The sequence below is a fragment of the Acidihalobacter yilgarnensis genome (assembly GCF_001753245.1).
Classification (GTDB): Bacteria; Pseudomonadota; Gammaproteobacteria; order DSM-5130; family Acidihalobacteraceae; genus Acidihalobacter; species Acidihalobacter yilgarnensis.
Window position 1 is genome coordinate 37,822 of the sequence record NZ_CP017415.1, and the last position, 12,207, is coordinate 50,028.

At 63.0% G+C, this 12,207-nt stretch carries 11 protein-coding genes; 8 read left to right on the top strand and 3 right to left on the bottom strand.

Annotated features, from left to right (window positions below):
• Positions 1-11: 11 nt before the first annotated feature.
• From hslV to ubiB, 6 genes are all read left to right on the top strand, one after another.
• Positions 12-551, top strand: a complete 540-nt coding sequence (gene hslV / locus BI364_RS00185) for an ATP-dependent protease subunit HslV (RefSeq protein ID WP_070077042.1) — start codon at positions 12-14, stop codon at positions 549-551.
• 31 nt (positions 552-582) lie between these two features.
• On the top strand, positions 583-1,920 hold the full coding sequence (gene hslU, locus BI364_RS00190) for an ATP-dependent protease ATPase subunit HslU (protein WP_070077043.1): 1,338 nt from the start codon (positions 583-585) through the stop codon (positions 1,918-1,920).
• Between the two features lie 83 nt (positions 1,921-2,003).
• Positions 2,004-2,375, top strand: coding sequence for a gamma-butyrobetaine hydroxylase-like domain-containing protein (locus BI364_RS00195; protein ID WP_070077044.1), 372 nt, complete (start codon positions 2,004-2,006; stop codon positions 2,373-2,375).
• A 3-nt stretch (positions 2,376-2,378) separates the two neighbouring features.
• Positions 2,379-3,137: a bifunctional demethylmenaquinone methyltransferase/2-methoxy-6-polyprenyl-1,4-benzoquinol methylase UbiE gene (ubiE, locus tag BI364_RS00200; protein ID WP_070077045.1), complete on the top strand. Its 759-nt coding sequence runs from the start codon at positions 2,379-2,381 to the stop codon at positions 3,135-3,137.
• Between the two features lie 55 nt (positions 3,138-3,192).
• Positions 3,193-3,813, top strand: a complete 621-nt coding sequence (locus BI364_RS00205) for a ubiquinone biosynthesis accessory factor UbiJ (RefSeq protein ID WP_070077046.1) — start codon at positions 3,193-3,195, stop codon at positions 3,811-3,813.
• Positions 3,810-5,504 carry a ubiquinone biosynthesis regulatory protein kinase UbiB gene (gene ubiB, locus BI364_RS00210; RefSeq protein WP_070077047.1) on the top strand — a complete coding sequence of 565 codons (1,695 nt, stop codon included), beginning with the start codon at positions 3,810-3,812 and terminating at the stop codon, positions 5,502-5,504. The genes BI364_RS00205 and ubiB overlap by 4 nt, the downstream gene beginning before the upstream one ends.
• Positions 5,505-5,508: 4 nt before the next feature.
• On the opposite strand, the gene lpdA is transcribed toward ubiB, so the two are convergent.
• From lpdA to BI364_RS00225, 3 genes are read right to left on the bottom strand one after another with little or no spacing between them, the layout of a single operon-like run.
• Positions 5,509-6,948 carry a dihydrolipoyl dehydrogenase gene (gene lpdA, locus BI364_RS00215; protein WP_070077048.1) on the bottom strand — a complete coding sequence of 480 codons (1,440 nt, stop codon included), beginning with the start codon at positions 6,946-6,948 and terminating at the stop codon, positions 5,509-5,511.
• Between the two features lie 13 nt (positions 6,949-6,961).
• The gene (gene odhB, locus BI364_RS00220; protein ID WP_070077049.1) at positions 6,962-8,203 is read right to left on the bottom strand and encodes a 2-oxoglutarate dehydrogenase complex dihydrolipoyllysine-residue succinyltransferase; all 1,242 of its coding nucleotides are present in this window, start codon (positions 8,201-8,203) and stop codon (positions 6,962-6,964) included.
• A 37-nt stretch (positions 8,204-8,240) separates the two neighbouring features.
• Positions 8,241-11,081 (bottom strand): 2-oxoglutarate dehydrogenase E1 component, encoded by a 2,841-nt coding sequence (locus tag BI364_RS00225; RefSeq protein ID WP_070077050.1) that lies wholly within the window; start codon positions 11,079-11,081, stop codon positions 8,241-8,243.
• Positions 11,082-11,265: 184 nt separating this feature from the next.
• On the opposite strand from BI364_RS00225, the gene BI364_RS00230 reads away from it, so the two are divergent.
• Positions 11,266-11,493, top strand: a complete 228-nt coding sequence (locus BI364_RS00230; protein WP_070077051.1) for a sulfurtransferase TusA family protein — start codon at positions 11,266-11,268, stop codon at positions 11,491-11,493.
• A 61-nt stretch (positions 11,494-11,554) separates the two neighbouring features.
• Positions 11,555-12,172: a TetR/AcrR family transcriptional regulator gene (locus BI364_RS00235; RefSeq protein WP_207644997.1), complete on the top strand. Its 618-nt coding sequence runs from the start codon at positions 11,555-11,557 to the stop codon at positions 12,170-12,172.
• Positions 12,173-12,207: the final 35 nt, after the last annotated feature.

A 12,207-nucleotide genomic window follows, 5' to 3' on the forward strand; every position in this document is an offset into this window, starting at 1 on the left:
GAGGTCGGTGAATGGAGCAATACCGCGGTACGACGATTCTGTCGGTTCGGCGCGACGGTCAGGTCACCATGGGCGGCGACGGCCAAGTGACGCTGGGCAATACGATCATGAAGGGCAATGCGCGCAAGGTGCGACGGCTTTATCATGATCGGATTCTTGCAGGCTTTGCCGGCGGTACCGCCGATGCCTTTACCCTGTTCGAGCGCTTCGAGTCGCAGCTGGAACGCCACGGCGGCAACATGACGCGCGCAGCGGTGGAGTTGGCCAAGGATTGGCGCAGCGATCGGGCGCTCAGGCGTCTGGAGGCGCTGCTTGCGGTTGCCGATGGCGAAGTCTCGCTGATTATCTCCGGCAATGGTGACGTGATCGAACCCGAGGGTGGGTTGATCGCCATCGGCTCCGGCGGTGCCTTCGCACAGGCGGCGGCCCGCGCCCTACTCGATGGCAGTGGGCACGACGCCCGCGAAATCACCGAACGCGCCTTGAATATCGCTGCAGATATCTGCATTTATACCAATCGCAATTTGACCATCGAAACGCTGGGCGAGTGATGACCCGCCCGACGATGCCCAGGACCGCACCATGATTCCCATGACCCCGCGCGAGATTGTCGAGGAACTCGACAAACACATTATCGGTCAGGCCAATGCCAAGCGCGCCGTGGCCATCGCCCTGCGTAACCGCTGGCGCCGTCAGCAACTCCCTGAGAGCCTGCGCCAGGAAGTGACGCCCAAGAATATCTTGATGATCGGTCCGACCGGTGTGGGCAAGACCGAGATCGCTCGTCGCCTGGCCAGATTGGCCAACGCGCCCTTCATCAAGATCGAGGCAACCAAGTTCACCGAAGTGGGCTATGTGGGGCGTGATGTCGAGTCGATCGTGCGCGATCTGGTCGACGCGGCGATCAAGCTGGCGCGCGAATCGGAAAAGACCAAGGTGCGCCATCGTGCAGAGGAGGCCGCCGAGGAACGTATCCTGGACGCGCTGCTGCCCCGCGCGCATGGCGACTTTCTCTCCGAGCCGGCAGTGTCCTCACCGGGCGAGGGGGCGACCCGCCAGAAGTTCCGGCAGCGGCTGCGCGATGGTGAGCTGGACGACCGTGAAATCGAGATCGAGGTGTCCGCTATGGGCGCCGGAGTCGAGATCATGACCCCGCCCGGGATGGAGGAAATGGCCAGCCAGTTGCAGGGGCTGTTCCAGAATCTCTCCGGCGGGCGTAGCCAGCGCCGCAAGCTGCACATCAGCGAGGCCCGCAAGTTGTTGGTCGAGGAAGAGGCGCAACGCCTGATCAACGACGAGGAGCTCAAGCTGCAGGCGGTCCGCGAGGTCGAGCAGAACGGCATCGTCTTTCTCGACGAGCTGGACAAGATCGCGCGCCGCGGCGAACACGGTGGTAGCGACGTCTCCCGCGAGGGTGTGCAACGAGATTTGCTGCCGCTGGTTGAGGGCTGCACGGTGAGCACCAAGTACGGCAGTGTGCGCACCGATCACATCCTGTTCATCGCCTCGGGCGCATTCCATCTGTCCAAACCCTCGGATCTGATTCCAGAGTTGCAGGGGCGCCTGCCGATTCGCGTCGAACTCGAGGCTCTGACCGCCGACGACTTCGTGCGTATCCTCACCGAACCGGACGCATCGCTGGTGGAGCAGTACATCGCGCTCCTCGGAACCGAGGGTTTGAGCATCGAATTCACGCCCGAGGCGGTGCGCCGGATCGGTGCGATCGCCTTTGAGGTCAATGAGCGCACCGAGAACATTGGCGCGCGCCGGCTGCATACCGTGATGGAGCGCCTGCTGGAGGATTTGTCCTACGAGGCGCCTGATCGTCAGGGCGAGCATCTGGTGATCGACGCCAAGGACGTTGACGCCGCGCTGGGCGAACTGGCCGTGGACGAGGATCTGAGCCGTTACATTCTCTAGGAATGTCGCGCCATACAAGGCCGCAATACCGCTGCGCCAGATGAGCGTTCGCGGCCGACCGACCAAGAGGCATAGCCGGACCGATGAGTAGCGAGCGACCGACCGAAATCCGCCTGCACCAGCAATCGCGCGTGCTTGAGCTGGCCTATGAGAATGGCGAACGGTTTCGCCTGCCCTGCGAATATCTGCGGGTATTTTCGCCCTCGGCCGAGGTGCGGGGGCACGGGCCTGGGCAAGAGGTACTACAGACCGGTAAGGAAGACGTCAACATCGTTGGCATCGAGCCGGTCGGCAACTACGCGGTGAAGCTGGTCTTCTCGGATGGGCACGATACGGGGATCTACGACTGGCACTATCTTTACCGCATGGGCGAGAATCAAGCGGCCAGTTGGCAGGATTACCTCGATCGGCTGGCCGAGGCGGGCCATCAGCGCCGCGCGGGCGCGGAGGAATAGCGTATGAACGAAGGCGACGGCAAGGACACGACTCATTTCGGCTACCAGCAGGTGCCGGTGGGTGAGAAGGCGCGGCGCGTGGCCGAGGTCTTTCACTCGGTGGCGGAACGCTACGATGTGATGAACGACCTCATGTCGCTGGGCGTGCACCGTCTGTGGAAGCGCTATACGGTGAACCTCGCCGCAGTGCGCCGGGGCGAGCGCGTGCTCGATCTGGCTGGCGGCACGGGCGACCTGGCTGAGCGCTTCGCTCGGCTGGTCGGGCCTGAGGGCGAAGTTGTGCTGGCCGATATCAACGCCTCCATGCTACGCCACGGGCGCGAGCGCCTGGTCGATGCCGGCGTGGTCGGCAACCTGCGTTTCGCGCAGGTCAATGCCGAAGCGCTGCCCTTTCCCGATAATTACTTCAATCTCATCACCATTGCATTCGGCCTACGCAATGTCACCGACAAGGCGGCCGCACTGCGTTCCATGTACCGCGTGCTCAAACCGGGTGGGCGCCTGCTGGTGCTGGAGTTCTCCAAGCCGGTCTTGCCGGGCCTGGGCAAGGTCTACGACGCCTACTCGTTCACCGCCCTGCCGCTGATGGGCCGTCTGGTCACGGGCGATGCAGCCAGCTACCGCTATCTGGCCGAATCGATCCGTATGCACCCCGACCAACAGGGTCTACGCGAGCTGATGACGTCCGCCGGTTTCGAGCGTACCGAGTATTACAACCTGACCGGCGGCATCGTCGCTGTGCACCGGGGTTACAAGTTTTGATGGCACAAGCGTATCGCCGCACTTCTCCGATCAGGACACAGAGAGGCTTTCGGTCGTGAGGCTCGCCACCAGTCTGGCAGCCGGCCTGGAAAAAGCGCTGAATCTCTACCTGGAAGCTGACCCCGAGATCGCAGCTGGGCTCGATCGTATCGCCGGTCGGCACGTGGTCTTCGAGTTGGTGGGTACGGGTTTGCAGCTGACCCTCGTGCCCGAGCAAGGCGGCAAGGTTGGCGTGTATGCCATGCTGGGCGACCCCCCGGATGCGGTCATCCGCGCGACACCACTGGCCTTGCTGCGCACGGTGCTTTCGGAGCAGGCCGCGGCGGCCAGCGGCGACCTGGTCATCGAGGGCGACGCGGAAATCGCACACCGCCTCTGGTCGGTATTGCGCGGCGTCGAGCTGGATTGGGAGGAATGGTTGAGCGGGCCGATGGGCGACGCGCTTGCGCATATCGTGGCCGAACGCTTGCGTGGCCTGGGTAGCTGGGGACGCCGAACCCGCGACCACCTTGCCGGCGACCTGGGCGAGTACATGACGGAAGAGGCGCGGGTCACCCCCGCGCGGGCCGAGTTGGACGACTTCATGGATGCCGTCGATCAGCTACGCGAGGGATTGGACCGGCTCGAAGCACGACTGGCCCGACTGGAATCGCGCAGCACAGACGAGGGCGCATGAGCCGGCGCTCCAATGCCGGCGCGCTCGGGTTGCCGCAGCAAGTACTGCGGCTGATCCATATCAACTTCGTACTGGTGCGGCATGGCCTCGAAGAGGTGGTGTTTGCGATCCATCTATTCCGGCCGTTGCGTTTTATTCTGTATCTCATGCCCTGGCACTGGCTGCGTCGGCGTGACCTTAGCCGTGGCGTTCGCATCCGTCGCGCGCTGGAGGATCTGGGGCCGATCTTCATCAAATTCGGTCAGATGTTGTCGACGCGGCGCGACCTGCTGCCGGACGACATTGCCCTGGAACTGGCGCGCTTGCAGGACCACGTGCCGCCGTTCCCCGGCGCGCAGGCACGCCAGTTGATCGAGCAGGCGTATGGGCGGCCGATCTCCGAGATTTTTCGCACGTTCGAAGACGAGCCGATGGCCTCGGCCTCGATCGCGCAGGTACATGGCGCGACCCTGCACGACGGCCGCGAGGTGGTGGTCAAGGTGGTGCGCCCGGAAATCGACCGCGTGATCCGGCGCGATCTATCCCTGCTGCACGCCGTGGCCGATCTGGCCCAGCGTTACTGGCCGGAGGCGCGCAGACTGCGTCCACGCGAAGTCGTGGATGAGTACGAAAAGACCGTATTGGATGAACTCGATCTGTTCCGCGAGGCAGCTAACGGTAGCCAATTGCGGCGCAACTTTGAGGGCTCCGATCAGCTCTATATCCCCGAAATCTATTGGGATTATGTGCGCCGTCGCGTGATTGTGATGGAGCGCATCCACGGTATCCCGATCTCGGATGTGGACCGGCTGCGTGCCGCAGGGGTGGACTTCAAGGTACTGGCCGAGCGCGGTGTCGAGATCTTCTTCACCCAGGTCTTTCGGCACAATTTCTTCCATGCCGACATGCACCCCGGCAATATCTTCGTCAATGCTGACAATCCGCTGTCTGCGCAATATTTGGCGGTCGACTTCGGCATCGTGGGCAGTCTCGACACCGAGGATCAGCGTTATCTGGCGGAGAATTTCTACGCCTTTTTCAATCGCGATTACCGCCGGGTGGCCGAACTGCACGTCGAATCCGGCTGGGTGCCGGCGACCACGCGTATCAACGAGTTCGAATCGGCCATTCGTACCGTTTGTGAGCCGATTTTCGAGCGTCCGCTCAAGGAGATTTCATTCGGGCAGGTACTGCTGCGTCTTTTTCAGACCGCGCGGCGCTACGACATGGAGGTACAGCCGCAACTGGTACTGCTGCAGAAGACCCTGCTCAATATTGAGGGTTTGGGCCGTCAGCTATATCCCGACCTCGATCTGTGGAAGACGGCAAAACCCTTCATCGAGCGCTGGATGAGCGAGCAGATCGGTCTACGCGCCTTCGTCAAGGAAGCCAAGCTACGACTGCCGCGCGTGCTGGAACAACTGCCGGAGATGCCGCAATTGCTGCATCAGTTCCTGGAGCGAGGTGCGACCGGGCGCCTGCAGGTACAGGCGCAGGTCGAGGAACTGGCCGCATTGCGCGAGGCCGTGCGTGACGGCAACCGCCAGGGGGTGTTGCGTACGGGGGGCGGCGCACTGCTGATCGCTTCGGCGGTGATCTATGCGCTCCAGCCGGTGGGGCTGGAGCGCTGGCTCGATGTGCCGGCGATGAGCTGGGTGCTCGCAGGTCTGGGCGTGGCCGCGCTGTTCGCGGCCTGGCTGCGCTGCCGCTAAGGCGTCAACGCTTGGGCTTGGCCAGATGCAGGGCGCGCCCTGCCATGTCCAGCGCCGCTTCATGCACCGCTTCGGATAGTGATGGATGCGCGAACAATGTGCGCGCCAGATCCTCGGCCGATCCTTCCAGCGACAGCGTAATCATCGCCTGCGCGATCAGCTCGGAGGCATCCGGCGTGAACAGGTGTGCGGCCAGCAGGCGGTCGGTTTCGGCATGCGCGAGTAGTTTGACCTCGCCGACGGCGTCGCCCTGGGCAAGCGCGCGACCATTGGCGGCCATCGGAAAGCGACCGCAGCGGTAGGGAACGCCGGTCTGTTTGAGCTGCTCTTCGCTGGGGCCGACCCAGGCGAACTCGGGCTGGGTGTAGATCACCGATGGAATGTGGTCGTAGACGATAGTGGTTTGCCCTCCGGCAATACGCTCGACCACCATGACGCCTTCCTCCGAGCCTTTGTGGGCCAGCATCGGACCACGCACGGCATCGCCGATGGCCCAGACACCCGGTAAATTGGTCCGGCAGTGGGCATCGACGCCGATGAAGCGCCGTTCGTCCAGTTGCAGCCCGCTGTCGTCGCTGTAGAGATCGCTGGTGTTGGGCCGTCGGCCGACGGCCACGATCAGGCGGTCGAAGCGTTCCTGCTGTTCGCCGTCGGCGTCTAGATACTGCACCTTGACGCCGTGCCCGCTGACACGAGCCTCCTTGACCCGTGCGCCCAGGCGAATCCTCAGACCCTGAGCGGTGTAGGACTTGAGCGCCATGCGCGCGATGCCGGCGTCGGCGATCGGCAGGAAGGTGTTCTGCGCCTCCAACAGGAGTACCTCAGCGCCGAAGCGGCGCCAGACGCTGCCGAGTTCCAGCCCGATCACGCCGGCACCGACGATGGCGAGTCGCTTGGGTACTTCGGTGAAATTGAGCGCGCCGTCCGAGTCGACGATGTATTCGCCGTCGACGGGGGCGGTCTCGATGGTCGACGGATGCGAGCCAGGTGCGAGGATGATGTGCTCGGCGCTCAATTCCTTGGGGTTCCTGCGCCCGTGTGGCGTGTAGCCGACCCGGCGTGGACCGAGTAGCAGGCCGTGCCCCTTGAGCCACTCCACGCCCTGTGCGGAGAATAGCGTGGCGATACCCTGCGTCAGGCGTTTGACCACCGCCTGCTTACGCGCCTGCGCCTGCGCCAGATCCAGGGTGATGCCGTTGACGAGGATGCCGTGCCCGGCGAAATCGTCGCGCAGGCGGGCGTAGTGGTGCGAGGTTTCAAGCAGTGCCTTGGACGGTATACAGCCGGCGTTGAGACAGGTACCCCCGAGGCTGGGGCCGCGATCGGGGTCGCGCCAGCGGTCTATGCACGCGGTCCGCAGGCCGAGCTGCGTCGCGCGCAATGCGGCCACGTAACCGGCAGGGCCGCCGCCGATAACGATAAGGTCGTAATCGTATTCGCTCATGACATTCCCCGATTCACAGGCCAAGCAACAAGCGGGCCGGGTCCTCAAGCGCGGCCTTGATTGCGGCGAGAAATTGAACGGCCTCGCGACCGTCGATCATACGGTGGTCGTATGACAGCGCGAGGTACATCATCGGCCGCGCGACGATCTGGCCATCCATTACGATGGCGCGTTCCTGGATCTTGTGCATACCGAGGATTGCGCTCTGTGGTGGATTGAGGATTGGCGTCGACAGCAATGAGCCGAACACGCCGCCGTTGGTGATGGTGAACGTGCCGCCGGTAATTTCGTCGAGTCCGAGGGCGTTGTCGCGGGCGCGGGCGCCGAATTCGGCGATGCGTCGCTCAATGTCGGCGGCAGAAAGCTGATCGGCGTCCCGTAGGACGGGGACGACCAGTCCGCGTGGCGAGGAGACTGCGATACCGATGTCGTAAAAGCCATGGTAGACCACGTCATTGCCATCAATGGAGGCGTTCACGGCGGGGTAACGTTGCAGGGCGGCCACGGTGGCGATGACGAAGAAGGACATGAAGCCAAGGCGCGTTTCGTGGGTCTTTTCGAAGGCCTCGCGGTAACGCTGGCGCAAGTCCATTACCGGCTTCATGTCCACCTCGTTGAAGGTAGTGAGCATGGCGGTGTTGCGCTGGGCGGCGAGCAGACGTTCGGCGATGCGCGCGCGTAAGCGCGTCATGGGCACGCGTCGTTCCATACGTTCGCCGTCGACGGAGGCCGTCTCGGGAGTTTCGTCGCGCGCGGTCGGCGGCGCTGCGGGTGTTGCATGCATTGTTGGGGCTGGCGCGTTCGCTGCGGACGTTTGCCCGGCCGTCGCAAGGTGGGCGAGTACATCCTCTTTGAGTATGCGGCCATTGCGACCGCTACCCGCGATCTGTTGGGGCTTCAGATTGTGCTCGGCCAAGAGCTGCCGAGCGGCCGGGCCGGCTGGGGCGTTGTCCACGGAGGCGACCGCCGCCGTTTCTTCCGGGGGCCGCGCAGGGGTAGAGACGGCAGCGGTTGTGGCATCGCTCCGGAGCCGTGCTATCACCTGTCCTGCGATCACCGTGGCCCCGGCCGGCACCAGGATTTCTTCGAGCACGCCGCTGTTCGGGGCGGGCAATTCGAGTACGACCTTGTCAGTTTCCAGATCGGCCAGGTTGTCGTCTGCGTTGACGGTTTCGCCCGGCTGTTTGTGCCAGGCGGCCAGCGTAGCGTCCGCAATAGACTCCGGGAGCGGCGGGATTTTGACCTCTATGCTCATCCTGTGTTGACTCCTTGGGCCAGCGTCGAGCCGGTTCTCAGGGGTTGAATACGGCTTCCAGCAGCTCATGCTGCTGGCGTGTATGAAGCTCGAACTGTCCGACTGCGGGTGCGGCCGATGCAGGGCGCGCCACGCATTCCATCAGGGGACGCTTCATGCCGATGGTTTGGTTCAGCGTCCAGGACAGCGAAGGCCATGCACCCTGGTTGCGGGGTTCATCCTGGCACCAGACGAAGCGTTTTGCCTGTGGGTAATGGCGGAGTACGCGTTTGACCTCGGCCTCTGGGAAGGGGTAGAGCTGTTCGATGCGGATCAACGCGATATCTTCGCGGGCCTCGGTACGGCGGCGCTGTAACAAGTCGTAGTAGATCTTGCCGGTGCAAAAAACGACGGTTTCGACGCCACGGCCGGGCAGCTCGTCGATTTCTCCGATGACCTCCTGAAAACGGCCTTCGGCAAGTTCGTCGAGGCTGCTGACGGCGAGTTTGTGGCGCAACAAGCTCTTGGGAGACATCACGATGAGCGGTTTGCGCAGTGCGCGGAGCATCTGGCGTCGCAGTAAATGGAACATTTGCGCAGGTGTGGTTGGCATGCACACCTGCATATTGTCGTTGGCGCAAAGCTGGAGGAATCGTTCCAGGCGGGCGGAAGAGTGTTCTGCGCCCTGCCCCTCGTAACCATGTGGCAGCAGCAGAACGAGACCGGTGAGACGTGCCCATTTTTCTTCGCCGGCGCTGATGAACTGGTCGATGACGACTTGCGCGCCGTTGGCGAAATCGCCGAATTGGGCCTCCCAGATGACCAGGGCGTCCGGCGATGCAGTGGCGTAGCCGTACTCGAAGGCAAGCACCGCCTCCTCGGAGAGTAGCGAGTCGATGACCAGGAAATCGCCCTGGCCGGGACGTACGTGGCGCAGCGGCACATGCACGCCGCGCTTGAGCTGGTTGTGCAGTACGGCGTGGCGATGGAAGAAGGTGCCGCGTGCCGCGTCTTGTCCGCATAAGCGCACGCGGTAGTCGGCGTCGACCAAGGTTGCATAGGCCAGCGTCTCGGCGAAGCCCCAGTCGATGGCCAGAGCACCAGCCGCCATCTTGCGTCGGTCGTCCATGATCTTGGCGACGCGGGGATGTAGCGCGAAGCCTTCGGGCAGCTGTTGCAGGGCTTCGGTCAGCGCTTGCAGATGGTCCAACGGGACGTTGGTGGGCGCATCCTCGTTTGGGTCGGCTTCAAGGTAACGACGCCAATCCACGGCGTAGGGATATTCGAGCGCCTGACTGTCGATGCGGTTGGGCACCACGACCGGGCCGGCTTCCAGTTGACCGCGATAGTCGCTTGTCAGCGTGCGGGCTTGCGCCTCGTCGAGCAGGCCCAAACCGATCAGTCGCTCGGCATAGCGAGCGCGCGTCGTGGGTAACGCGTGGATCCGCTGATACATCATCGGCTGGGTGACGTCCGGCGCATCGGCTTCGTTGTGCCCGTGCCGACGGTAACACACCAGGTCGATGACCACGTCCTTGTGAAAGTGCAGACGGTAGTCGAGCGCCAGTTCGGTCACGAAGGCAATCGCCTCGGGGTCGTCGCCATTGACGTGCAGAATCGGCGCATTGACCATCTTGGCGACGTCGGTGCAGTAGTAGCTCGAGCGTGCGTCGGCGTGGGTGCTGGTGGTGAAGCCGATCTGGTTGTTCACGACGATATGCACGGTGCCCTTGGTCGAGAAACCGCGCGTTTGCGACATGTTCAACGTTTCCATGACGACACCCTGGCCGGCGAAGGCCGCATCACCGTGGATAATGACCGGCAATACCTGCCGCCCCTCGGCGTCGCCGCGGCGGTCCTGACGTGCGCGTACCGAACCCTCGACGACCGGGCCGACGATTTCCAGGTGCGAGGGATTGAAGGCCAGCGCGAGATGCACCGGGCCGCCCGAGGTGATGCGGTCGGTTGAAAAGCCGAGGTGATACTTGACGTCGCCGGCCAGCGCGCGTCCGTGATGTTTGCCCTCGAACTCTTGGAATAGTTCGCTCGGCGCCTTGCCCATGATGTTGATGAGTACGTTGAGGCGCCCGCGATGAGCCATGCCGAGGACGATCTCGCGCACCCCGTTGCCGCCGGCGCGCTCGATCAGGATATCGAGCAAGGGTATCAGCCCTTCGCCGCCCTCCAGTGAAAATCGCTTCTGCCCCACGTAGCGGCTGTGCAGGTGTTGCTCCAGGGCTTCGGCGGCGGTGAGCCGTTGCAGCAGGTAGAGGCGCTGTTCCGCTGCTGGTTCGGGTCTACCGTAGGCGCCTTCCAGGCGTTGCTGCAGCCAGCGCTTTTCGGCGGTGGCGCTGATGTGCATGTATTCGGCGCCGATGGCGCCGCAGTAGGTCGTTTCCAACCGTGCGAGGATCTCGCGCAGTGGTGCGCGCTCGACACCTACCAGCGAGCCGGCTTGGAAGGGCGTGTCGAGATCGGCTTCGCCGAGCTGATAGTGGCTCAGCTTCAATTCGTCTGTGCGTGGACCCAAGCCCAGTGCCAGAGGGTCGAGAGCGGCAGCGCGATGGCCAAGGAAGCGATAGGCATTGATCAGCTGGAGCACCCGCAGTTGCTTGGCGACGCTGGATGGACCGGGTCGTGTATGCGCCCATCCCGGCCGTCGATCGCCATGCGTGAACTGCGCGCGAATGGGGGCATGCGCGATATCGGTTTGATGTCCGTTGACGCGAGGTAGTGCATCGAAATACTGCCGCCAGGCGGGCGGAATGGTGTCGGGGGACTTCAGATAGGTTTCGAACAGCGCTTCGAGGTAATCGGCGTTGCTGCCGTAAAGCAGGGAGCTGGCCCACTCGTCCTGCATCGAGGGCGAATCGGGCGGGGGGTCTTGTGCGTCATCCATAAAGGCGGCTTGTCGTCTGGGGATCGGCGTAACTCGTCACATTACTTTCAATACTAACCCACGCGAGCCCAGTTGGCTGGTACTTGATTGACGGCCGCATGATGTGCGTCTATGTTAGTAAACGAACACTAACTTATGTGTTCGGGGCGATTTTAACGCCAAACATCATTCGAGGTGAACCGTTATGAACTTCGACAGGGAACTGGATGCCAGCGGCCTGAACTGCCCATTGCCGATCCTGCGCACCAAAAAGGCGATCAACGAGCTGTCCAGCGGACAGGTCATGAAGGTGATGGCCACCGATCCGGGGGCGGTCAAGGATTTCGAGGCCTTTTGCAAGCAAACGGGCAACGCATTGCTGGAGCATGCGCAGGAATCGGATCGTTTCGTGTTCTTCATTCGCAAGCAGTAGGCTGCGTGTCATCGGCGGAAACGCTGGGCGGGCTTGTATACTCGGCGGCCGAGTCACAGGAATGACCGCTATGCACAAGCGCCTGCGCGGGCCGGAACGTCGTGCCTCGATTTTGCACGAGGCGGCGGGATTGTTCGCCGATAAGGGTTTCCACGGTATTTCAATCGACGACATCGCCAGCGCGGTCGGGGTCAGCCCGGCCGCGCTATATCGCTATTTCCCTTCCAAGGAAGCGCTTTACGAGGCGGTTCTCGATGCACTCGCCTGCACTCGGGAGGATTACATCGATACCGTGTTGGCGGGTGAATCCGACTTTGCCGCGGTGTTGCGCAGCCTTGTCCGTGTGTTCGCGCGCGGTATGGCCGAGCAACCGGATCTGCTCAAAATGGAGCTACACAGCCTGTTGGATGGGCACTCGGCGGCCGAGGTCTTTTTCGAGCATCGCTGGAAGACCCTTACCGATTACATCGAGTTTTCCTTGACCGAACTACAGCGCGAGGAACGCGTGGGTCCGCTGGATGCCCGGCTCAGCGCGCTGATGTTCCAAGGCATGGTGCGCGAGGTGCTGATCGTCAAATGTCTGCCGGCACACGACCGCTTTGCCGAGCAGCCGCTGGAAGCGTTGGTTGACGGCCTCGTCGACCTGTTTCTACGCGCAGTGGGTTACGCGGATCAATAGGCGTACTCGGAGTCTCGCGTGCGGGCGCGGGGCGG